General features: G+C 39.1%; 20 protein-coding genes and 1 tRNA gene. 7 read left to right on the top strand and 14 right to left on the bottom strand.

Annotated features, from left to right (window positions below):
- Positions 1–36: 36 nt before the first annotated feature.
- From amaB to FQ608_RS10950, 5 genes are all read left to right on the top strand, one after another.
- Positions 37–1,572, top strand: coding sequence for an L-piperidine-6-carboxylate dehydrogenase (gene amaB / locus FQ608_RS10965; RefSeq protein ID WP_158858283.1), 1,536 nt, complete (start codon positions 37–39; stop codon positions 1,570–1,572).
- 144 nt (positions 1,573–1,716) lie between these two features.
- Positions 1,717–1,791, top strand: a tRNA-Val gene (locus tag FQ608_RS10960).
- A 799-nt stretch (positions 1,792–2,590) separates the two neighbouring features.
- A complete protein-coding gene (rhuM, locus tag FQ608_RS10955; RefSeq protein ID WP_234364170.1) occupies positions 2,591–3,319 on the top strand; it encodes a RhuM family protein in 729 nt (242 codons plus the stop codon).
- A 2-nt stretch (positions 3,320–3,321) separates the two neighbouring features.
- A complete protein-coding gene (locus FQ608_RS28035; RefSeq protein WP_234364169.1) occupies positions 3,322–3,543 on the top strand; it encodes a Fic family protein in 222 nt (73 codons plus the stop codon).
- Entirely contained in the window at positions 3,540–3,797 is a 258-nt protein-coding gene (locus FQ608_RS10950) for an immunoglobulin domain-containing family protein (RefSeq protein ID WP_158858282.1), read from the top strand. Before FQ608_RS28035 ends, FQ608_RS10950 begins: the two co-directional genes overlap by 4 nt.
- Before the next feature lie 443 nt (positions 3,798–4,240).
- Here the strand turns inward: FQ608_RS10950 and FQ608_RS10945 are convergent, their stop codons facing one another.
- The 5 genes from FQ608_RS10945 to FQ608_RS10925 form a co-directional block, all read right to left on the bottom strand.
- Complete coding sequence (locus tag FQ608_RS10945) at positions 4,241–4,882, bottom strand: hypothetical protein (RefSeq protein ID WP_158858281.1); 642 nt, start codon at positions 4,880–4,882, stop codon at positions 4,241–4,243.
- Positions 4,883–5,807: 925 nt separating this feature from the next.
- Entirely contained in the window at positions 5,808–8,618 is a 2,811-nt protein-coding gene (locus FQ608_RS10940) for a CHAT domain-containing protein (protein WP_158858280.1), read from the bottom strand.
- 27 nt (positions 8,619–8,645) lie between these two features.
- Positions 8,646–9,929 carry a S8 family serine peptidase gene (locus FQ608_RS10935; RefSeq protein ID WP_158858279.1) on the bottom strand — a complete coding sequence of 428 codons (1,284 nt, stop codon included), beginning with the start codon at positions 9,927–9,929 and terminating at the stop codon, positions 8,646–8,648.
- 16 nt (positions 9,930–9,945) lie between these two features.
- Positions 9,946–10,701: a tetratricopeptide repeat protein gene (locus tag FQ608_RS10930; RefSeq protein WP_158858278.1), complete on the bottom strand. Its 756-nt coding sequence runs from the start codon at positions 10,699–10,701 to the stop codon at positions 9,946–9,948.
- The gene (locus FQ608_RS10925) at positions 10,694–11,284 is read right to left on the bottom strand and encodes an RNA polymerase sigma factor (protein WP_158858277.1); all 591 of its coding nucleotides are present in this window, start codon (positions 11,282–11,284) and stop codon (positions 10,694–10,696) included. The genes FQ608_RS10930 and FQ608_RS10925 overlap by 8 nt, the downstream gene beginning before the upstream one ends.
- A gap of 173 nt (positions 11,285–11,457) precedes the next feature.
- Between FQ608_RS10925 and FQ608_RS10920 the strand changes: the two genes are divergently transcribed.
- A complete protein-coding gene (locus tag FQ608_RS10920) occupies positions 11,458–11,649 on the top strand; it encodes a hypothetical protein (RefSeq protein ID WP_158858276.1) in 192 nt (63 codons plus the stop codon).
- 226 nt (positions 11,650–11,875) lie between these two features.
- On the opposite strand, the gene FQ608_RS10915 is transcribed toward FQ608_RS10920, so the two are convergent.
- The 5 genes from FQ608_RS10915 to FQ608_RS10900 form a co-directional block, all read right to left on the bottom strand.
- Complete coding sequence (locus FQ608_RS10915) at positions 11,876–12,289, bottom strand: GreA/GreB family elongation factor (protein ID WP_158858275.1); 414 nt, start codon at positions 12,287–12,289, stop codon at positions 11,876–11,878.
- Positions 12,290–13,505: 1,216 nt separating this feature from the next.
- Entirely contained in the window at positions 13,506–14,330 is an 825-nt protein-coding gene (locus tag FQ608_RS10910; protein ID WP_158858274.1) for a ZIP family metal transporter, read from the bottom strand.
- A gap of 668 nt (positions 14,331–14,998) precedes the next feature.
- On the bottom strand, positions 14,999–15,334 hold the full coding sequence (locus FQ608_RS10905; protein ID WP_158858273.1) for a hypothetical protein: 336 nt from the start codon (positions 15,332–15,334) through the stop codon (positions 14,999–15,001).
- Position 15,335: 1 nt separating this feature from the next.
- A complete protein-coding gene (locus FQ608_RS27235) occupies positions 15,336–15,506 on the bottom strand; it encodes a hypothetical protein (RefSeq protein ID WP_199856364.1) in 171 nt (56 codons plus the stop codon).
- 378 nt (positions 15,507–15,884) lie between these two features.
- The gene (locus FQ608_RS10900; protein WP_158858272.1) at positions 15,885–16,388 is read right to left on the bottom strand and encodes a hypothetical protein; all 504 of its coding nucleotides are present in this window, start codon (positions 16,386–16,388) and stop codon (positions 15,885–15,887) included.
- A 74-nt stretch (positions 16,389–16,462) separates the two neighbouring features.
- Here FQ608_RS10900 and FQ608_RS10895 point away from each other — a divergent pair, with 74 nt between their 5' ends.
- Complete coding sequence (locus FQ608_RS10895; RefSeq protein ID WP_158858271.1) at positions 16,463–16,726, top strand: helix-turn-helix transcriptional regulator; 264 nt, start codon at positions 16,463–16,465, stop codon at positions 16,724–16,726.
- Positions 16,727–17,244: 518 nt separating this feature from the next.
- Here the strand turns inward: FQ608_RS10895 and FQ608_RS10885 are convergent.
- The 4 genes from FQ608_RS10885 to FQ608_RS10870 form a co-directional block, all read right to left on the bottom strand.
- Positions 17,245–18,945: a hypothetical protein gene (locus FQ608_RS10885; protein WP_158858269.1), complete on the bottom strand. Its 1,701-nt coding sequence runs from the start codon at positions 18,943–18,945 to the stop codon at positions 17,245–17,247.
- A 711-nt stretch (positions 18,946–19,656) separates the two neighbouring features.
- On the bottom strand, positions 19,657–21,087 hold the full coding sequence (gene dnaA / locus FQ608_RS10880) for a chromosomal replication initiator protein DnaA (RefSeq protein WP_158858268.1): 1,431 nt from the start codon (positions 21,085–21,087) through the stop codon (positions 19,657–19,659).
- A 108-nt stretch (positions 21,088–21,195) separates the two neighbouring features.
- Positions 21,196–22,113, bottom strand: coding sequence for a bifunctional metallophosphatase/5'-nucleotidase (locus FQ608_RS10875; protein ID WP_158858267.1), 918 nt, complete (start codon positions 22,111–22,113; stop codon positions 21,196–21,198).
- A gap of 5 nt (positions 22,114–22,118) precedes the next feature.
- Positions 22,119–22,883 (bottom strand): 5'-nucleotidase C-terminal domain-containing protein, encoded by a 765-nt coding sequence (locus tag FQ608_RS10870; protein WP_158858266.1) that lies wholly within the window; start codon positions 22,881–22,883, stop codon positions 22,119–22,121.
- Between the last annotated feature and the right edge of the window lie 77 nt (positions 22,884–22,960).

The following is a 22,960-nucleotide window of genomic DNA, read 5'->3' as shown; positions in this document are numbered from 1 at the left end:
ACTATTTTTACGGTATCTACATTTTGATTAAGTCCTATGAATTTACTACAGGCGTTATTGTCAAATTTAGGGCTTTCCTCTGAAAATATGGGGACAAGTTCAGGGAAATCATGGTATCCGACTACTGGTGATTATCTTGAATCCTATTCTCCGGTAGACGGTAAGTTGATTGCGAAAGTCATCCAAACAGACTGGAAGTCCTATGATCGATTGCTCTCTGACCTACAAATGGCATTTACAACCTGGAGAGATGTTCCGGCACCTAGACGTGGTGAGATTGTCCGCCAGATAGGCATGGCCTTAAGAGAAAAAAAGGAAGATTTGGGGAGATTGGTTTCCTATGAGATGGGCAAATCCTATCAGGAGGGACTGGGAGAGGTTCAGGAAATGATTGATATCTGCGACTTTGCTGTTGGCTTGTCCCGGCAACTCTATGGACTGACCATGCCTTCGGAGCGGGTTAATCATACCATGATGGAGCAATGGCACCCGCTGGGGATTGTTGGTATTATCTCAGCGTTCAACTTCCCTGTGGCAGTTTGGTCCTGGAATGCCATGATTTCTTGGGTCTGTGGCAATGTATGTGTTTGGAAGCCCTCCGAAAAAACACCATTGACAGCCATTTCCTGTCAAAAAATAGCTGGCGAAGTATTTGCCCAAAACGGATTTCCAGAGGGAATCTCAGGATTGATCTGTGGAGGGGCCGATGTTGGAGCTTGGTTGGCGGAGGATACTCGGATTCAACTAGTGTCGGCAACAGGTTCTACAAGAATGGGAAAATCCGTAGCGGTCGCCGTGGCCAGTCGGTTGGGGAAGACAATTTTGGAACTAGGCGGCAACAATGCCATTATCATCACACCCAATGCCGATCTGGATATTGCAACACGCGGAGCAGTCTTTGGAGCCGTGGGTACTGCCGGACAGCGATGCACGAGCACCCGTCGGCTTATTGTCCATGAGGACGTCTACGAAGCTGTCAAGAAACGTCTTGTTAGTGCCTACGCTCAGTTGAAAATTGGGAATCCGCTGGAAGAGTCCAACCATATGGGTCCATTGATCGACCAGGAAGCTGTAGGCCAATACCTAGCTGCTGTGGAGGAAGTTGAAAAGGAAGGTGCTCAGGTAGTAGTTGCTCCTGGCGTACTGGACGGTTCGGGATTTGAGTCCGGCTGTTACGTACTGCCCTGTATTTTTGAGGTGGAGCCTCATTACCGGATGGTGAAGGAGGAGACCTTTGCTCCAATTTTATATCTGATGAAATATAGATCTTTGGAGGAGGCCATTCACATCCATAACGACGTTCCGCAAGGCCTGTCCTCGGCCATTATGAGTACCGATGTTCGGGAGTCATACCGCTTTCTATCCGCGGCTGGGTCCGACTGTGGGATAGCCAATGTTAATATTGGCACGTCCGGCGCGGAAATTGGAGGTGCATTTGGCGGGGAAAAGGAAACTGGCGGTGGCCGGGAGTCCGGTTCCGATGCTTGGAAAGCCTATATGCGTAGGCAAACCAATACGATCAACTACGGAAACCAGCTGCCCTTGGCACAAGGAATAAGATTTGATACTTGACAGATCAGATTTTTTCAAATGATATTCAGTTACTTGGATGGGAGAGTTAAAAAAATTAAGCGGTATTATTTGACATCAATTGAAATACTGCTACATTTGCAAACCTATTCAGGGAAACAAAACCAAATGAGGTTTTGAAAAATTGGGAGTTTAGCTCAGTTGGTTCAGAGCATCTGCCTTACAAGCAGAGGGTCGGGGGTTCGAATCCCTCAACTCCCACAGATTGAAACCCTAATTGTCTATATTTTAGATAGTTAGGGTTCTTTTTTTTGACTGTGGAGCTAATTATGGGGCTTGATTTTACTTTTTAGTTTCCCGAATTCCCCAGTTTACAAATTCCTTCAAGTCGGACGAGTTTAATTTACAGTTTAGACAAACCAATCAACTTCCGGGTTACATTCATAATTCCAGTCTATACTTTTTCATAAAGACCCTAATATCAGATACATTACGTCTCAATATGTTTTCATAAAGAATCTGAGGATACTGGAATTACCGTCATCAAGACCAATGCGGATAAATCTTTACTTATTTATACCATTATGTGCATATAAGAATATACGATTGGAACTACACAGGAAGTTTTCTATCCCAATAGGTAGATATTTTCATACCTATATTTATTTTTATGTAGATAAAAATATAATTATTCTACTAAATTACAATTCGAAAGCCGTTCATTAAATTCAATCTACAAACCGGAAATTCCGTTTTGGACAACACAAATCCGTTGTGCGTAGTCCTTGCAAGTTGTGTGTTTGTCCGATAAAAGCCTAATGGTTTTTTTCAACCAAACACGGACTCGCCCATCGCCTAAACTACGGCTTTGTAAGGGAGATTGGGAAAGAAAAATCCTCGCAACTCGGATTCTTTTAACCCACAGTTTATAGAAGCCAGTAGGTTTAAGGTGTTAGTTTTACAGCCTCCAAGTCAGCGCCAAATTAGTTAAATTTGGAAATAGCTCCCAAAATTGATGAAAAACATGGAGATTGCAGAATTTAGGGAATACTCAAAAATCATGGAAAGTAAAATCGAAATCTACCAAGGAAGTGATGGCCAGACTCAAATTGAAGTTTTGGTTGAGAAAGAATCTGTTTGGCTAAACAGAAATCAGATGGCTGTCCTTTTCGGGAGAGATGTAAAAACTATAGGAAAACATATCAATAACGTTTTTAATGATGGTGAGTTAGAAAAGGATGCAGTTGTCGCAAATTTTGCGACAACTGCATTAGACGGAAAATCCTACCAAGTAGACCACTATAATCTTGATGTAATTATATCAGTTGGCTACCGGGTCAAATCTGCACAAGGCACGCAATTTCGCCAATGGGCCACCCAGCGACTCAAAGACTACCTCGTGCAGGGCTACGTCATCAATGAAAAAAGATTGGCACAAAAGCAACAGGAAGTCCAAACGCTTAAGGACGGAATTAGGATCTTAAGCCGGGCAATAGAACATAAAGCTAATGATCAAAACTTGGATTGGCTGAACCATTTTGCGAAAGGACTGGAATTGCTGGACGATTACGATCATGAAAATCTAGATACAAAAGGCTTAAGTAAGAGAAATACTAATTATCCCGAACTTTCTGATTACCAAAATGTAATCTCATCTATGAAGTCCGAGTTTGAGTCGGGCGTTTTTGGAAAAGAAAAGGACGGAAGCTTTGAGAGTGCCATTTCACAAATCGGCAAAGGCTTTGGCGAAGAGGACTTCTACCCTACGTTGGAAGAAAAAGCTGCCTAATTGTGAAAAACCATGGTTTCGTTGATGGCAATAAAAGGATTGCCGCAGCTTGTTTTCTTCTCTTTTTACAGTCTAATAACCTATTGCATAACACTGAAGGGATTTCAATCATCAGCAATGATGCATTGGCTAGCTTAACTTTGTTTATCGCATCAAGCAAACCTGAAGAAATGGACACGGTGAAGAAATTGGTAATTAGTGTTCTAAACCGAAATAAAATATGACGCTAGAACAATTTCATTATCTAATTGACAATACCTCCTCCTACGGGATTCAGGACCTCGTAGACGTAACCAAGTCAATTAACAAACTGTCAGGCCAGACCCATGTGTTCACCACGGACATAGACCGGGGCACCATTCCGAAATCCGAATACCAGTGGTTTAACAACGGCGTGCCGCTAAATTCCCGGGACACGGCAAGCCATACCCTAACCGTCTCCGGACTGGGTTCCGGTGATTCGGGAGACTATTATTAAGAAATGAAGAGTTCGTTCGAAGGTTTCCCCAAAAAGTTGCTATAAAGAATTACTTTTCAAATTTAAAATCCGGAATTGAAATGTCTGATGAGGATATTTAAAGCTTTAGAAGTGCGGTAAAGGAATTGGCCGTAGATACCTTAAATTCAGGATATGATAAATTATTGGGTATTGGATACAAAGCTCTTTGATGTATTTATTGTCAATTAGGTCGTAAATAGATTTGCGCCATCCTCCTTTTTTACTTTAGAAGTTTTGGTTTTTTGCAATGCCTCAACCACCATGGTAGCACTGTATGTTACCCCATCATAGTCAAATCTAGATTCAATTCAAGCGACTTTAATTCAGAATAAAGGAAAATCGCTTTGGAAAAAAAAACCATCTATTGTTTTTTATACAATAGATGGTTGATAATTTCAAATAACTGCTGTGTAAAACCTGGTTTATTTAACAGCAACAATGGCATTTAAGGTTTTATTCTTGGGGTTGTAAACCACAGGATATTGGCCTGCGGGAATTGTTTTCCCGCTTACCCCCAGTACTTTTTGCTCTTCGGCGGACAGTAGCAGGCTATTTTTTAATGTGAAGCCCTTACGGTTGATGATCTCGTTCTCAGCATAAAACTGGATACCCACTACGTTTCCTGAAAGAGGGAAAGTCACGCCGTTGGCTTTTAGATTGATGATCTCCGGATTGATTCTTCGGAAATCCTCAAATATTTCTGCTGGAAAATACTTAAAGATGTCCGGAGGGCAACTTAGACAGAAATCGGGGGGCAGCTTAGGGAATTTAGGAAAACACGGAATGCTAACCCATCTTCCCGGTCTACGGCAAACATTCAAATAGCGATAAGTACATCCTCCAGATGCATTCCGAATGTAGTTGAACCAATAAACAGTCGGAATTAGGATCAGCCTACACCCAATCCTGGCGTTTGGGTCTGTATCGGTTGAGTCCGAAAGTGCCAAAAGCTCCGAGGGAGATTCCAAATTAGGAGTAGGATTTAGATCATTCTCATTATGGCAGGCGGCAAAAAGCAGACCGACCAACAGCAGCAATGGATAAATTAAAACTTTGGTTTTCATAATGATAAAATTTAGTAGAGTTTTACCCTATGTGTAAGTCTTGCCTACCTCATCACAGGGTTTACTGAGATAGGGGTTTGAAATAATTTTGGTAAGGAGAATGCAGACACTCATTATTTTTGTGAAATAGTTCCGCTAAATTCTCTTCAATATTGTAGTCGTAGATTTTATAAAATCGAAAACATTTTTTTAAAAAATTTTTAACCCGGATAATGTATTAGTGTTTGTTGCAGCCTGTCCCGGCCAAGTCGGGAAGGGTTTAAAATGCAAGAAAATCAGTCACTTTGGAGAGTCAGCTACCTCGACGGTGAGCCCCGACTTGGTGTAGTATCCACTACCCCCTTTTATTACTAACCTCCTTTGATGAGGTAATCCGTATCATGCCATTTTCAATGGCTTACTAAAGAGCTTCTTAGTAAACAAATGGCCGCAATTTTGACCACTTTCTGGCTGAGGTTTATAGACGGCCCCAAACCAACAATGGACTCATGAAAACCATGCCATTGAACTTTATCGAACTGAAATGATTGAAAGTAGAATGAATTATATTCATGATAGTCCGGTAGGGGCAGGAATTGTGGAAAAACCTGAAGACAATATGTGTTCAAGCGCAAGAAATCGAGCATGACGAGATCGTCGAATAAAGGAATGGTTGTAAAAGCGAGATTCCATCTGACCGTTAAAAATCAAATTATAAACAGATGAAATTATGCTGGATTAAAGGGTTTAATAGAGGTGGATTATTGGTAATTCCGTCCATTTCCAATTGCAAATTGGAACTAATAGAAGGGTGTAGTTGCAAACTACACCCAGCTGGGGAGGCTATTTGCCCAACTTGGTTGACTTGGATTTGTTTCATGCCCTTACTGACTTCTGTCTTTCAACAGGGAAATCAGAAGCATTATAAAAATTTCTACTCTTTAATTTAGGTGAAATAAATTTCACGAAGGCCTTTCCAGTAATTTCCCCTATAATAATACAAAAGAGCCGAAATAATTAAGATAAAAAGGATGTATCCGGCCATCAAATAGAGAAAAGAACTTCGATTGTTAGGTTGACTAATTTGGTCCGTTTTACCAATCAGAATAGTTGCTGCCCAAAAAAATGGAAGTTCATAGGTAATATCATTATTGTCAAGAAAATCCAGCTTTGCTTTTTGTAAAGCCTCGTCAATGGGTAATCCCTGGCTGATGTATTTTAACAATATTTCCGATAATTGGTAAGTGGGCTGCGTGTCAATCGGCCACAAAGTAGTAATGCTGGAGGGAACACCCGCCGCTGCAAATCCTCTGGCCAGACTGAAAACCCCTTCCCCTTTTATATTTTTGCCAATCCCCGTATTGCAAGCAGCTAATATGATCAATCGGGTAGATAAGCTTCCAAGTGTAGATAATTCGGAAACATGGATAAGCGAGTCCTGAAGATATAATATAGGCTCAGTTCCTATGCTGTCAGCACGGGCATGGGAATATAAATGAAGGATGGTATAAAAGGGCAAATTGTCCAGAAACTCCCTTTTGGAAGCAGATTCGTTTATCAGAAGTTTTTTGGATTGAAAATCAGATTGGATGTTTTTCAGTGAAAGATCGGCACCGGTTAAAGGTTGCTGTTGAAGAGAAGGGTGATAGTTGACGGGTGCGACTCCTAAGAATGCATTGGCTGGCATTGGCTGTTCCTCTTCGTGCTTAATTAAATAATCTGCTGAGTAGGTGTAGCTAAAGGCATGGTCGCGTAGAAGGAAACTACTTGGGTTGTCAGGATCAGTAAGGAGTATTTCAAAAGGAACAAAATGATCGTCAGGAGATATGATCACCTTTTTTGTGTGAACAGAAAGAGGTTTGAAAAAATATTCATAGATTTCATACGCTAACTGTCGGTAGCGGTTATAAGAATGGTTAAGCAATACTTTATCCGAGGTAAGTGTAAGTAACTCATTAGCGGAGTTGTTGTAGTCCTTATAATTTGATTTAATAAAAATGGTTGAATCCGGCATTATAGCCAGCATGTAAATGGCGCTGTCACCGTGGAAATATTCGATTAAAGACTGGTCCTCTTTGAGGATCTTTTCGCGGACTTCCTTAATCGTTGCATTTACAGTGTCATATTTATATTGATAATAAGCCGGGTACTTCCGCTCCATCTCTTTTATAAACATCTCCTGGTTTTCTCGGGCTTGGAATAAGTCATTTTTTGTTTGATTATACCTGGACTCATTTTCAGGAAGTGAGCTCAATTTCCCTTGAAGTGAAAAAATTTTTATCCGAAAATCCCGCTCTTGAACCATGTCAGATTTGGAAAGGGAGTTTTTGGCTCCTAATTCACTTAACTTGTCATTTAAAAGTGCGGCCCTGCTTTTTTCAAAAAAGAAGAACGCTTTTTCAGAATTATCAAGTAAAAAGCAGGTTTCTATTGCCTGTTCATACATTCTTTTTGTTTTTTCCCGCCAAAATAATTTAGATTGTTGTGTGTTTTGTTTCCACCTCATCTGGTCCACCGCTCTATCTGCGGCGGAAAAGGCATCTAAAGCAGCAGGAAGTAGATCGTTATTAAGTTCTTTCCTATATAACCCTAATATACTCTCACCTTTATTGGCAAGCAAGGCAGAAACAATATGATCATTGGTTACCAATTTGAAATTAGAAATAGTTGGGTTATTATACAGAGAGGTGTCATTAAATCCGATAGGTAAAACGACCAACCCTTTTTGGAAATAGTGTAATGCCTTAGAATATTCCTTCTGACCCCGATATAACTCACCTATATTGTTGTATACTACAGCTAGCTGATACAAATCTTTAGCATATTTCATTAAGGAAATGCTTTTTGTATAGCATTCTAAAGCTTTAGTGGGATTGGTTAAATTTTCGTCATAGAGAAATCCAAGATCAGATAAATCCCTGATACACTGCGAGATATTATTTTCCTGAAAATTTATTTTATAGGCCTTTGTATAATAATAGATTGACTCATCATAATCTCCTTGAACCTTCAGTAAATTCGCCAATACAGAGTAGCTGCTTGCGAGATATTGAGATGGCACATCAAACTGGGATAGTATCCGAATGGCTTTTTGAATACTTGCCTCTGCTTCGTTAAATTGAATTAATGCTAATTGTGCCTGTGCCTTTTGTACGTGAAGCATTGCTTCATATTCGGAACCAATCAAATCATTTAAACCCAAAAGGCCATAATCAGCAATTTCAATGCTTCGCTGGTAGTCTCCAGTCGTAAAGTAAGAAAATGCCTTCATCTCAATGGCTTTTATTTTAATTCTGTTTTTGTCAGAGTATTGCTGACCTATGGAAATGCAACTATCCAAATATTGGTTGGATACCTCGAAGATGTTAAGGTGGTTATAGAAAACCCCAAGATTATAATAAGAGTGAGCGAGAAAAGATTTTTGTGATGTTGGAAGTTTGGCAGCGTTAATCTCTATGGCCGTTTTGGTGAAACTGATTGCTTTATCATAATCCATTTTTTCACTTAAAAATGCCCCTAACCGATGAACAATTCTAGCGTAAATGCTATCCCTTTCCCCGTAATTTTCTTTATAGGAAGATTGAAGATACGCTAACTTATTTATTTTGGTGTCTAACTGATTAATTGTGTCTTCTTCAATTGCAATGATTTTTTCCAACCAATCATGGGCGGCTTGCGAATCCTGTGAAAAGGACGTATTACTCCATAAATATATAATCAGTATAAATACTCCTTTTAATGTTAGAATATCTTTCATACCAGAACCCTATAAAACAAGGTGTTTTCATTTAACAATAAATCTACCCTTTCTTATTCGTCCTGCTAAGTTTTTATCGACAAAGACGATAGGAGAGGAACTGGATTGTATTATGGCGTTAATTAGCTCCTCCTTATCCATATCATGTAATTCACTATACCTTTCTAAGGGTAAGGATGCGCCTATTTTTCCCGCAGCAATAGGCGTTGCATATGATGATCCAGTGATAAATTTCTCAGGGCTTAGAAATGGTATTTGGAAGAGCATATGATCTGGTTCTACCTTGTCGGCTTTAACCCCAAAATCCACATGTCTTCTTGAATAGTTCTGGTTGGGACTGATTAAGGAAATGCCGTCAGTCGTAGTTACTGTAATGACATTATTAGTTTGGTTACTTAAATAGGCTGGATAATAGCGGTTGTCATCTAAGTTGCGAATAGCGTTAGGATCATTGTTACCCGCAGCTGCAAAGAAAAGGATGCCTGATTCCGGTAGGTCTTGTGTTATTAAACTGTCTAGATAGGGGTGACTCCCAGATGTAAATTGCAATCCCCAACTGGCATTAATTATATTTGCTCCATTACTTTTCGCAAATCGAATAGCGCATATAATATCAAATAATGTTCCACTCCCGAGTTCATTATGAGTTTTCAAATTTATAATTTGAACAGCATTTTTAGCTGTAGCTGAAAATTGATTAATAATATATTGACTGACGTAGGTTCCATGAAGGTTAACATGATCATCTATTCCTGTTGAAAAACAATCTTTTGCTTCATTCCATAAAAAAGAGCTGTCTATTTTTTCAGGATCAATTCCCGTATCTAAGACAGCAATAACGATTTTGTCTCCTTCGGGAATAGTTCCTATGTCGTAGGCCTTTACGTCACGTGGAATATCTTTGGAAGGTTCAACGGGTAATTTGCTATTAATATTTAACGCATAATAAGCAACAAAATCGTCTCCTTCAAGTTTACTCGTTCTAGTACCAGACAATACTCTTTCTTGAATGAAAGTATGTATATTCTCCCCTTTCCATAGTTCCACATATCCATCACATTTACTACATGCCCTTATTGAATCAAAGGTTATCTCTGGTATTTCGTTCTTAATTATTATTTTTATTTTTTCTTGATTTTCGAGACTAGGGGGCCTGCTATAAATGACTATAAGTTCATTTTCTTTGTATTGTATTGAATCCTTTCCCCTGTCTTTATCTGGGATTCCTGTTAGTTTACCCTCTGGTTTACATGAGAATATTGTCAAGATAAAAACTAATAAAACAGTCAAATTGCTTAGATTTCCTTTCATGACATTTTACTTTTAGTTATAATTCATTGATCCATTTCGCAGCTTCTTTGCTTCCCGGAAGATTTTTGTTGATGACGTCTTCAAGAATTTCCTTCGCTTTTTCGGCATCGCCACTTTCGTCCCTTTTCATTAGCGTGACCGCCTTATAAAATGCTCCGGGATTGGCACGCAGATTTGTGAACTCGGATAGAACTTCAAATTCCCGAATAGCTTTGTCATATTCATCGGTAACAAGGTATAGAATTCCAAGATTTTTTATCGCCTCCGGAGCCAGCTTATCCTGATTGGCTAGAGATCGGAATATTTTTTCCGCAGAGACATAATCCTGTTGGTTAAAAGCACCTATTCCCAATTGCAGACTGTCTTGACTGGCATCCATTGGGACAGAAAGCATTTGAAGGTTATTTTCAATATAGGTGCTGGCCAACTGCTTTGGAGATGATTCGGTAAAGAAGACCATCCATCCAAGTAATAGAAGCAAACAGGCAGCTGTAAGTGTAATGTAGGTGCGTATATTTTTTAAAAAAGGCCGGGATTTAACCAAATCAGTTGCCCCTTTGTTTTTAGATGATCGTTCCTTATACATACCATCAAACTGGCGTTTCTTTTCGGCATGAAGTCCTTTTCGAATATTATCCCTAACAGAAATATATAAACCTACCTCTTCGGCAAATGCGGGGTCAACTTCGCATTTTCTTTCAAATTGGGCTTTTTCTTCATCCGATAAATTTCCCCTGAAATATTTCTCTATATATTCTATGGTGTCAATCATTTTGTTTTTTGGAAAATACCTTTTCTCTCAATTTCTCAAGGCAACGTAATCTTGTGGTTTTCACCACTTCCGCGGAATTATACTCCATCTGTTGTGCAATTTCCTTGTCGTTGTACCCATCTTCAAAAAGTAAAAGAAGCTTTCTGCATTTTTCACCTAGTTCTTCTACCTTTTGCATAAGTAAAAGCTTATCGCTTTTGTCTATCATTTGCTGCACAATACCTGCTGCTTTGTCTGGTAAATTAAGAATGAGTGAGTCAATTTCCTTCGTCTTGTTGTTCACCTTACCTTTATTAGTCGAATTTTTCCTCATTTCATCAACACATTTGTTCATGAAAATTCTATATGCGTAGGTTTTCAAAGATGATTTTGCATGATACCGACCTGTAACTACATTTTCTATCACATTAATGACGGTATCTGAATAGACACTTGCACATACATCTTCGTCTAAGCCATACTTCCAGGCCCCTTGTTTTATTAGGTAAAAGAAATGCTCATAAAGTTTCCTTTCAAACAATGGCCTTTTTATTCCACCTTCCAGCAAACCTGATAGTATATAAGTATCATCAATGTTTTTCACAGCAAATAATTTTGAAAATTGAAAAAATACGTAGAATTTATTTTAGTAAGATAACTAAGATATAACTGACTCAACGCAAAACCTGCTTATTGGAAAGATACAAATAAATAATTAAACACAGATGAAACAAGAGGAAACTTAATTGACCAAAAATACCGCGTCAGCTTTTAGTCTTGTCGTTGACGGTCCGATATTCCCTCCGTGCCAGGCATGAAGAAATGGGATTGTTGGAATATGTTATCCGTGATTTGGGGCAGCAGAAAGCCAAGGAAATCTATGACGGTATCGGAAAGACGCTGGAACAAATATCGGAATCGCCCGAGATTTACCGTGAATCCAAGTCTGAAAAAATGTTCATTCAGTAAACAGATATAAGAGGATGCTCTCCCTTCTTGTTTACGGTATCCAGTCATAGTTCAAATCTTAAAGTAGCCTCCATTTCATTTAGTTTTTGATCGAAAACCAAATAGTTAGGGCTGGGTTTTTAACTGTGGGGCTAATTATAGAGCTATTAGTTTTATTTTTTAACATCCAGAAATCTCAGATTTGCAAATTCCTGTAATTCGGATAAGTTAAAGGAAATTTCAAGCATCATAAATGGTAGTCTCCTGCAGATTCTGGCTGATATACAATTTTTTCGATAGTAAATTTAATTTTGCCGTTTTGTCCTGCCCATGCAAATTCACTACCCTGTGAATGACCGAACATAGAGGCTCCAATAGGACTAAATATAGATATCTTTTGGTTCGACACGTCAACGGCATCCGGATATACAAGTTCCAATTCAAAAGATTTATTAAGCATTAAATTTTTGACTTTAACTTTAGAGTTCATTGTGACCACTGTTGGAGGAACTTTCTTGGAATCCACAGGTTTGAAGTAAAGTTTTTCCTCCACAATTTTTAAGTTGTTTCTGAGCTCGAAACCATATTTATTTTTTGCGAAATAGTTTCGGATTCTAGTTTGGTCTGATTTTGTTATAATGATGTTGTCAATTGTCTTCATGGTTTGCAATTTAGATAGTAAACATTCACTAATTGATTTTAATTAATATTTTAATATTTAATACGAAAGGAAATATCGGAAATTTCTGGAGTAGAAGCTATAATCTTAAGATACAACGCTGCAAATGAATAAAATAATGGATAGGTTACACCATGTGTATGGAAAAAAGCCAGCCTTTCACGGCTGACTCTTATTACCAAGAAATTTATCTTTTATTTCGCTTCTTGTTTATTTTTTCTTCTATCTTTTTCAAAATTTTCTCTTGTTTTTTCTCTTTTATATTTTTAGTAGGTTCTTTTAAACTTTTTCCAAATTTCGCCATTATAATAATTTTAAATACACACAATAATACCTGCCAATAATATAGAGGTATTAGTTTGCCGAATGAATAATGATTAAGATGATAATTGGTCCTAAGTAAAAAGAACTTTATTCTACGAGTTTTTTACAATAGCAAAAAGGTGGCGAATAAAGTTAATAGGACAGGCTAGGCACACCCGTGGATGCCTGCAAGATTCGGAAAGATGATCTTATTTTTGATTGGTGGAAAAGAGAACCTGTTTCTGATCAATCTAAAATCAACGAAAGCTGAATATAAACCAAACATAAGTTCTATCATTTTCAAATATTTAGAAATTAGGGAAACCTAAATAAGGCTGATGCATATTTATCACAAAGATAAACAATATTTCTGTGGAAAGGAATTATACTTATTTTAAAAAGACAGTTTGCTTTATTTTAGGTGATTTTTACTTATTGGAATGGTACTGAAAGAATAGGTACTTTCATGTATGGGCAGACATTTATAGCAGAGATCATTAGCTTTCCCCGTCTTTTCCCTGTTACTTAGAAAAAAAATCCTTCCCCAAAGATTAAAATATTAAAAGGTAAATTACAGTAAACCTATGAGCTACTATCAAATCCAGCAAATAAAAAGTTATTTCTTTGGTCAATATCTTGGCGGCGGATTGAAAATCTCTTTGGGTATTTTATTGCCTGCTCTGATATTTGCGTGGTTCAATGATTTATCGAGCGGACTCATTCTTTCCCTGGGAGCTTTTTTGTCAGTATACCGGATCAGCCCGGGCCGGTAATACACAGGAGGAGCGGAATGCTTGTGGCTCTCCTCTTTATTTTTTTTACGGCAATTGTGACAGGCTTGATTAACCAGCATGTCTGGCATTTAGCCATTGAAATATTTCTCTTCTGTTTTGTCTTATCCCAACACTACGTCAAGTGTCATCATCACCAGAAACCCACCAATAAACCCAATAGTAGCAATATCTGAATTTTTATTTTGTTGTGCTTCCGGAATAACCTCCTCCACTACCACAAATATCATGGCACCGGCAGCAAATGCCAAGGCATAGGGGAGAATTGGTATGAACATAGACACCGCTACAGCGCCAATTACTCCTGCAATAGGTTCTACAAGAGCGGAAGCTTGGCCATATAGAAAGCTCTTTTTTCTACTCAAGCCCATCCGGCGTAATGGCATGGCTACAGCTATACCCTCAGGGAAGTTCTGGAGTCCGATAGCAATAGCTAGAATTACTCCATCAGAAATCGTAGCTTCTGAGAGACCTGCAGCAACCCCTCCAAAAATCACTCCTATTGCTAGCCCTTCCGGTATATTGTGAAGTGTGATGGCAAGAATCATAAGAGTGGTTTTCTGCCAGGGAGTCTTAATTCCTTCCTCCAGCTGAAAGTTGACATGCAGGTGTGGAAGAAGTTTGTCTATACCCAAAAGAAAGAAACTACCAATTAGAAATCCAGAAACAGCAGGGATAACCTTTTCAAAGCCGGTTCCTTCGCTCATGTCTATAGCTGGAATAAGTAAACTCCAAACACTTGCCGCAACCATTACGCCCCCCGTAAACCCCAGCATACCGTCAAGCGTGTTGTTGTTCATTTGCTTGAAAAAAAACACACATGCGGCCCCAAGTGCTGTTATAAACCAGGTAAACAAGGTGGCATATAAAGCGGCGAGTATGGGGTCTATGCTTTCAAGATAACTGACTGCGACGGAAAATAAGTCCATTGAATTACTATAAGTAAAAATTTGAATTGACCAATTCTCAATTTACTAACCCCCAAACTCCTTCAATGAATTTGGGATGCGCATTACTACAGGTTATAATTTTAAATCATATAGATACATCTGAGAACGTATAAAATACATCAGAATAAATCTTTTTTTCCTATTGGAGGTTGATTACGGCCATCCTTCATAAAGTCATCCGAGTATTCTGCAAGACTTTGTTTCACATTCTCCCAGGAGCTGGTTTTTGGGGAGAGTAATATTGAAGATCCTTTCGTGCGGATGGAAAATTGGATTTCAGGGGTATTGAATTTTTTCGGCATCCTAACGGCTTGACAATTTCCATTCTTTAATATAATAGCTGTCTTTTCCATGGTTGTGTAATATATACCTTTACGTATAGACAATAATACAAAATTTTATTTGAATTGATTTCCATTGATGGATATAATCCTTCCTTCGATAGCCTTTTTTATAAATACCTAAAATCCACATTACGTCGCTGTAATAGAAGCATACACGGGAACAATACCTCTGGGATAATGGAGGAAGAATTGAAAGAAAAAAGTTTGATCAAGTGTGGGGTCGGCAGTGTGGAGTTATTTCCAAGTTTTTGTAAATATTCTGTGACTTCGTTTATCTATGAATTAGATTGTTGGATAAAAGATTTAAGTTTTATTTTCCCCCTCAGCACCTTTTTGAATCTCGCTTTTTCCTAGGGACGTTTTGGCTTGTTCATCGAAATACACCCCGCCTGTTTCCATATCAGAGATGGTGCGTTTTAGTTTGTTTTTGTATTTTTCCCTGGTTTTTTCAGGTATTTCATCGTCGTCAAATAATGAACTCAGTACATTGAACAAGGCTGCTCTGGTAAAACCGGATGCCTTTTCGAACTCATAGGGCTTATCCTCCATTTTGGTGAATTCCTTGACAGAAGTTACAATAAAAACTACAAAGGATATTACCACTAATAATGTTAGTATAATTACGTCTATGTTTTCCATTTTACTTTTTCATGTTAAAGATGATTACAAAGCCCAAAATGGTCGGGCACCATAAGCCGATAAAAATGGCTTTGAGTGGTTCATTTGCTATTAAAAAATAGTATTCAGACACCCCAATCAGGACTACCACCAATAACATCAATACTATTTCGGATTTTTTAAACTTCTTCATGGATTTTACTATTGCTATATAAATTTCAAATTGCTAGGTAAGTAACCTTTTGTGGTTCAAAAATTCCAAATTGTAATTTGGGAATCTGGTTACCTTTTATTTGATAACCTACCTAACGGAAGAAAGTTTTAACGTTATTGTGATTTTAATCACTGGAATAGCATGTGACTTCACCTTTTTTATAACGATTTCAGGCTGTTGTACATAAATACTAGATTGTTAGAAAAAAGCCATCTTGAAAAAACCGGGATGACAATCTGGTTTAGCATGGATGTTGGCAGAATTGCTCTAGATCAAAGATTTTTGTTCATCTCAGGCTACGACAGCATCCACTGAATTTGCCTGGTAAGATATTAGTTTAAAAACAAACAGGACTTCTTAGAAAGGCAAATCTTCATCATCGCGATCAGGAAGGGGATCTGAAAAGTCGGTATCGTCATTCAAATGTTCTAGGCATGAGCAATATTCCTTAAAAACACAATCCGAAGGATCTCCATTGCAAAAATCGAAGCCGACAACACCACAGTTCGCAATCATGGTTTTGGTATCCAACAGTTCCACCAACATTTTGTAGGCAATCGGTACCGGCAGTTTCTCCGGAAAGCTGATGTCAAGGTTCCATGTGAACATCATTTTTTCAAAGGCCGTTGAAACCAGTTTCATGTCACTGATTGTAAGTTGATCCGGGGGTGGGAAATCCTCGGCTTTCAGCCCGCAGTAATAACCAAAAGTATGCGGCGGCTCTTCAGCACTTAACCACCTTTCCACCTCCTCAAAGTGGTCCTCCAAATCATCTCCGGAGGAATGGGTTTCTGCAAGAGGCCCGTCCTCCCGATGGGCTTTCATTATATCTTCCAAGAGATGGGGAATATAAGGGTGCATGGGGGTGGATTTTTTTGATCAGTGAAGATGGATATACTTTATTTACCGATTAAATTAAGGAATTCTTGGCAAAAATGAAAAAGTTATTTAAAGACTTCGGAACCCAATTGATCACTATTGGTTTGAAAGGGATTTCCCAAACAGACCTGGCCAAGAGGATGGGGAGACCTGTCAAGACCATCAACGAAATCATCCAAGGCAAGGCTGCCATCACACCGGAAACAGCCATCCAATTGGAATGGGCACTGGATATTCCAGCAAGCTTTTGGTTGGAAAGTGAAAGAAACTACCGGTTGGAATTGGCGAAAATTGATATAGCGAAACAGTTGATTAAATAATAGGTTGGAAGGCTAATTAGGTTGAGTTAGAAAGTTTTAGCCAAGTTTATACAATCCTGCAAGGATCTATGGTTCTTTTTGAGTTATTATGGGTATCTATTAGTTTTGCGAAAGCGGAAATATAATACATGATAAAATCCTTGCCTATTTGATGATACAGTAAGCAACAAGCCGAACCAATACTTTATGTAGTACTCAGTATAAAATTCCAAACAGCCAAATCGGAATTTTATTTCCAAATCCAACTAGGGTATTGTCTGCAAGAATATAGGCGTTTTCTAACGCTACGATCTGTTTGGAGCCTTTCTTACTACCCCCAACCTCAAAGGTATGTTTCCCCACCGTGAAGTCACCCATTTTCGGATAGTGAACCTCATGACCACTGTTGAAAAGCTGATTTAGGACAAACGTTTCCCGTAGATTGCCGACATCAGGTGTTCTGCTAAGCGCATAGGCGAAATTGGTATTTTCTAAGTAGAGTTTCCCCAGTTTATAAAAGGTCGAAATTTTGTCTTTCTTTACTCCGATGCCATCATGCTGGGATCAAAAGTCAACTTAGCCAACCGATAGGTTTTCTTACGTAGCCCATAAATCACCATTTCATGCGATCCTGTTTTTGTATTGACCGGAGTTATTGTCATTAGGTTATTGGCATTTTGAACGGATAGTGCGCTTCTCGTAATATTGCCCTCCTTGTCCAGTTTAACCAGGCTTATCATTTGGTCTTTCATTTGTATGGGAGTAAATCTTTCGACCTTCCCATTGCCATTATAACCCAGATTTTTCAAGTTGTCGTTAAAAATGAAATAGAGATTATTGTTAATCAAAGAAACAGAGTACGAAAAGTAAATGCCATCATCAGACCTGGAATACTGATCCTTTACAATTTTTGTCGCCCATTTTCTTTTTCCATTAGCATCAAATTCGGATATTACGATCCTACGGAATTCATATACAGGCAAATTGATGGTATTGTTGTTGTTTAAGCCAGCATTTCTGTTTTCGATTGGTATTTGTGAACTAGGTACGGCATTAGACGTTTGGAATCCTTTAAATTGGCTATCTCGTTCTTCCCCTATCAGTGCCACTGATCCATCTTCCTTGATAATAATTTCGTCGAGAAAAAAAGAGGCATCTTCGACAGATTTGCCTTTGTCAAGATTTTTCGACACCTTTTTTGCATCCCGATTTTTTAGTCCACTGGTAAGGAATGATTCCTCAAATTCTTCCATTTCTTGACTTAGGATTCGCTGATCGTTACCATTCAATTTTAATAAATAGGTTCCCCCGGTACTTCTATTGGACTTTGCTTGGGTGTAGAACCCTCCAAAATAAAGGTGCCCCTCCAAGTTTGCCTTAATCCTTGCATTAAAAATCTGATAATTGGCCAAATCCAGTTTTTTATGCAGTGCCTGGGGGCCGTTGGCTGGTATGCTAATTAAGGTGAAGTAGGAGTTTTCCCTCGATGTGATGATGCTTTTGTCAATCAAATCGTTGCTCAATAAATGTACATTACCATTACTGTCCAATATTGCATCCACCAATTCTATATTACTTGATTGAGCCAAAATATTTTCAGATTTGGTCAATACGGTATTGAAATCATGATCCAAAACCAATACGTGGATCAATTTTTGATTTTTCTCCGTTTTTGGCTCTTCATGAACTACGAGTAGTTTACCTTGCTCCGAAGAAGGGAAAATATGGAATAATGACTTGGTAATTTTGATATTTACTAATGATTTTAGGCTGATTGATGGTTTGACAGAATTTTTGCTGGATGGAAGTATGAAGTGGCTTTCACCTACCAAAGTAAGGGTTTTGGGATCAACGGCTATTCTGTAAAGACCTTCCTCCTTATTATTTCCTGGATCGGTAGTATAAAAAAGCCATAGTTGATTGTTCCAAACTACAAACTTTTCAAATTTTGGCTTTCCTGGCAGGTCATATTTTGAAAAATCCACCCCTTTCACCAGATTTAGATTTTTGTCATATTTTTCCAAAAATGGGAGTGTTTTTTCTGTGGCAAAACTAAAGCCCAAACTTCTTTTAATAAAATAGTAACCTGTCTCATCCTGTGCGGCTACTTCAATAAGCGTCATTTTTTTGTTGAACTTCTGTTCATTTCCCCATTTTACTTGGGTATTGTCGGGGAGCTTTTGCCCAAATAAAGCAAGGTGGGCCATCATGAGGCAAAGGAAAAGTGCTGTCTTTTTCATCGTATAAAGGTTCGGTGAATAATTTGGTTTGTTATATGAGTAAAATATGTTGTTGCTAAAAGCAGGTGTTTAATGTCTTGGGAATTCCTTGACGGGATGTAATAGTGGGAATAGTCGACCAAATGAAGGTGTCGGGTAATAAGTTCTCAGTAAATAATCGCCCTGGATTTTTTATGAAAATAAGACTATAATTTGTAGCTGTCTCCGAAAAGTGATTACTTATCTGGGTGAGGGATCTCCCTTTATTAATAAAAGCAGGCTGTCTTACCCAATCTCCACGTAGTACACAGCTTAAATCCGCTGCCAATAATCTCCCCCTTATCACCGTCTAATTAATGAATTACTAATTCAAAAAACAAATATAACGTAATAAAATACATTTTAATGGATATAAAAAATATTTTAAATTTTTCTAATTTGTGTATTGAATCATTTAGACACAAAACCTAGTTAGGAAATTCTCAAAAATGACCGCAAAGGAGGTGCTTACCCAAAGAATTTAAAAATGAAAAGCCACATAGAAACATAGTTCACATAGGTTTTTTTATTAGTACTCTATGTGTTTTAGCCCATTTAAAGTCGTTTCCCCACCGAGTTTTTTGTTGAGAACATGCAAAATCCACCACAACTATCAAAAAATGACCCATTTGGCAAACAAAAAATTCGTGTATTCGTGGCTATCAACTAAGGTGGTTCACTGTAGCGAACCGGTCAATACGACCGCATTTTGAATTTTTTGCGGAGCTCGGTCACGGCGGCCTTGAAGGTCGTATCCGTTTCTATCAAATCGTTGACGGTCTGTACCGCATGAATGACAGTGCTGTGATCCCTGCCTCCAAAGTGGTAGCCGATTGACTTCAGTGAGTGGTTGGTGAATTCTTTTGAAAAATACATGGCCACCTGTCTGGCCGTGACAATTTCCTTTTTACGGGTCTTGGCCTTAAGGTCGACTAGCTTAATATCGTAGTAGTCGGCACAGGTTTTTTGGATAAAGTCTATCCCAACCTCGGTCTCTATGTCTTTCACGATATTTTTCATGATGGACTTGGCCAAGCTAAGGTCAATTTCCACCCTACTCAATGAAGCGTGCGCAATCATGGAGATCAATACACCCTCCAGTTCACGGACATTGGTATCAACGGTGTACGCCAGGTATTCAATGACATCCTCAGGGAAGATGATTCCCTCACTCTGCATTTTCCGTTTGATGATAGCCACCCGGGTTTCAAAGTCAGGCATCTGCAGGTCTGTCGTAAGACCCCACTTAAAACGGGAAAGCAATCTTTCCTCCAAGCCCATCAGATCTTTGGGGGCACAGTCGGAAGTCATGACAATCTGCTTCTTGTTTTGATGCAAATGGTTAAAAATATGGAAAAACATTTCCTGTGTCCTTCCTTTCCCAGCCAAAAATTGGATGTCATCAATAATCAACACATCCACCTGCATATAGAAGTTGGTGAATGACTTGATGTTACCATCTTTGATTGCGTCCAGAAACTGATTCACAAACTTTTCGGAAGAAACGTACAGCACAAACTTGTCCTCCAGATTGTTTTTTATTTCGTTTCCAATCGCCTGTACCAAGTGGGTTTTGCCCAATCCTACCCCTCCATAAATCAAGAGTGGATTGAACGAGGTAATCCCGGGTTTGTTGGCCACGGCATATCCCGCAGATCGGGCCAGCCGGTTGCAATCGCCTTCGATAAACGAACTAAAGGTATTGTTGGGAATCAGGTTGGATTGCAGGGTAGTCTCTGAATCCAAGGTCGGTAAATCAAACGGACTCTGATCAGCACCCGCAATCACGGCCTGCTTATCTTTTACCCGTTTGGGGGCATTGGTTCCTTGGGGATAGCTGACTACATAGGGTTGGTTTTGGGAATTCCCCCTATCGACAACAACTGCATATTCTAGCTTACCATTTGGACCCATGACGGTTTTGATCGCAAGCTTTAGTACGTCTACGTAATTTTCTTCTATCCACTCGTAAAAAAACTGGCTGGGCACCTGAATAGTCAAGGTGGAACCGTCCATTCTAACTGGGCTTATGGGACTAAACCAAGTAGAAAAGCTCTGTTCATTTACGTGTTTTTCGATGACACGCAAACACTCCATCCATATAGCATTTGCCTCTGAACTCATTTGATAGTAAGCTACTAGAAAGTTATAAAAATCCTCCTACTCCTGAAGAAGGGAAACAAAATTGTTAAAAATATAATGAAATAAAAAATCCATTTTCACTTGACTTTTTTACTTTATCGCTAGATTCTCTGATAAAGCGGTTTTTATTTTTTGATTTTTTTTGAACTCGTAATTTAGCCTGCCCAACCGCAGCGCGGATCTACCCGCCTGATTGACTACAGTGAGGTGTCCACCCGGTCCTCTGACCTCTACAGGCTGTTCCAAAAAACTGTGGGTATGACCTCCGATAATAAGATCTATGCCCCCCACTTGGCTAGCCAACTTTTGATCGTCAATTTTCGCCGTTCTATAGGAAAAACCAAGATGTGATAGACAGATAATAAGGTTACACCCTTTCCCCTTTAGTTCCTGCACCATATCTTGTGCTACACCTACTGGGTCTAAATAACGTGTTTGACCATAACTTTTGTCAGGTACCAAGCCCCTCAGTTCTATTCCCAAACCAAAGATCCCTACTTTGATCCTGCCCTTTCGTATGACTTTATATGGTGCGATATGGTTGGCCAGTAGGGTTCGGCTAAAGTCATAATTTGAATTGATAAAAGGAAATTTGGCGTGGTGCAGTTGCTTATGAAAGCCCTCCAAGCCGTTGTCAAAATCATGATTACCCAATGTAGAAGCATCATAGCCGATTATGCTCATCAGTCTGAATTCCAGCTCTCCTCCATATACATTAAAATAAGGGGTGCCCTGAAAAATATCCCCCGCATCCAACAGAAGCAGATTTTTTTCCTTAGCCCGAATCGTTTCCACCATATTCCCAAGCTTGGCCATGCCGCCCTGATTGGCAAAACTCCCGCCATCATCTGGAAACGCATGAATTCTGGAGTGCAGGTCATTGGTATGCAGGATGCAAATTCGCTCCATCGATGGGGAGGCTGTTGCCTCTCCGGACAAAACTGACTGGCCAAGGCCCAGCGCACCGGAAGCCACCAAGCTTTTTTGTATAAATTTTCTTCTGTCCATGAGTGTCAGTTATATTTTTGTCTACCCTCGATTTCCGCGTCCAAAACAAGGCCGTCCTTACTTCGCTCTTTTATTTTGTAGATCATCAGGTCTCGGATCAGGTATTCTGAGGCAATTAAGCGTGTTTTGCCGGGCAGGAAATCCATATAGTCTCCACCATTTGCCAGGTAATCATTGATCGCCACCGTATACTTTTTAGCCGGATCAACGGCTTCTCCGTTTACCTCAAAAGCTACCAGCTTGTTATCTTCGGCAATCAAAGTTAATCCGGACAAGCCCAGGTTCTTTTTAGCAACCGCATAGGTAGCCAACTCGGCAATACCTTCCCCATCCAATTCCAAGAGATACAGGTAATTTTCAAAAGGGGACAGTTCATAAATATTACCTAATGTTATGTCACCTTCTGGGAGAGTGTTTCTCAATCCTCCGTTATTCATAACAGAAATATCCACCTGCGTGTCAAATTTTTCTTTCGCAAATTCTTTTTGCAAGTCGGCCACCAAATTCCCAAGTGTTGTTTCCCCGGTACCTTTGGTGTTTAGCTCCTTCCGTGACTGACCGATTACCGTATTCATTTCTTTTTCGAGATTTTCTTTGAAGGGTCTAATGAAAGCAACCAACTCTTCATCACTTGCCGCATTTTCCGAAACGGGGTGTATGGCGGCAGTATATCCCGTTGATTGATACCTGCCACAACCCAAAATCAGGGGAAGCATAAAAAGCAAATAGTAATGGGAAAGAGGCCTAGGTTTGTTGCAGCGTGGAGCCATGCTTGGAAAATTGATTTTCTATTAATCGGAATTGGCAATCAAAAGCCCTATTTTTGAATAAGGCATTTTTACAAAGA

The organism is Lunatibacter salilacus (genome assembly GCF_009797935.1).
GTDB lineage: Bacteria > Bacteroidota > Bacteroidia > Cytophagales > Cyclobacteriaceae > Lunatibacter > Lunatibacter salilacus.
The sequence above is the reverse complement of the archived record's forward strand: the minus strand, read 5'-3'. Positions and strand labels throughout refer to the sequence as shown.

Coding starts and splice junctions, on each gene's coding strand:
- FQ608_RS10900 (WP_158858272.1), bottom strand. CDS start 16,388: ATGCACCCTTATATTCCCCATCTCTTGGAAGATATAATGAAAGCCCAT.
- FQ608_RS10940 (WP_158858280.1), bottom strand. CDS start 8,618: ATGAAAGATATTCTAACATTAAAAGGAGTATTTATACTGATTATATAT.
- FQ608_RS10935 (WP_158858279.1), bottom strand. CDS start 9,929: ATGAAAGGAAATCTAAGCAATTTGACTGTTTTATTAGTTTTTATCTTG.
- FQ608_RS10910 (WP_158858274.1), bottom strand. CDS start 14,330: ATGGACTTATTTTCCGTCGCAGTCAGTTATCTTGAAAGCATAGACCCC.
- FQ608_RS10895 (WP_158858271.1), top strand. CDS start 16,463: ATGAAAAAGTTATTTAAAGACTTCGGAACCCAATTGATCACTATTGGT.
- FQ608_RS10930 (WP_158858278.1), bottom strand. CDS start 10,701: ATGATTGACACCATAGAATATATAGAGAAATATTTCAGGGGAAATTTA.
- FQ608_RS10945 (WP_158858281.1), bottom strand. CDS start 4,882: ATGAAAACCAAAGTTTTAATTTATCCATTGCTGCTGTTGGTCGGTCTG.
- FQ608_RS10905 (WP_158858273.1), bottom strand. CDS start 15,334: ATGGAAAACATAGACGTAATTATACTAACATTATTAGTGGTAATATCC.
- FQ608_RS10875 (WP_158858267.1), bottom strand. CDS start 22,113: ATGGACAGAAGAAAATTTATACAAAAAAGCTTGGTGGCTTCCGGTGCG.
- dnaA (WP_158858268.1), bottom strand. CDS start 21,087: ATGAGTTCAGAGGCAAATGCTATATGGATGGAGTGTTTGCGTGTCATC.
- amaB (WP_158858283.1), top strand. CDS start 37: ATGAATTTACTACAGGCGTTATTGTCAAATTTAGGGCTTTCCTCTGAA.
- rhuM (WP_234364170.1), top strand. CDS start 2,591: ATGGAAAGTAAAATCGAAATCTACCAAGGAAGTGATGGCCAGACTCAA.
- FQ608_RS10950 (WP_158858282.1), top strand. CDS start 3,540: ATGACGCTAGAACAATTTCATTATCTAATTGACAATACCTCCTCCTAC.
- FQ608_RS10915 (WP_158858275.1), bottom strand. CDS start 12,289: ATGAAGACAATTGACAACATCATTATAACAAAATCAGACCAAACTAGA.
- FQ608_RS10870 (WP_158858266.1), bottom strand. CDS start 22,883: ATGGCTCCACGCTGCAACAAACCTAGGCCTCTTTCCCATTACTATTTG.
- FQ608_RS27235 (WP_199856364.1), bottom strand. CDS start 15,506: ATGAAGAAGTTTAAAAAATCCGAAATAGTATTGATGTTATTGGTGGTA.
- FQ608_RS10885 (WP_158858269.1), bottom strand. CDS start 18,945: ATGAAAAAGACAGCACTTTTCCTTTGCCTCATGATGGCCCACCTTGCT.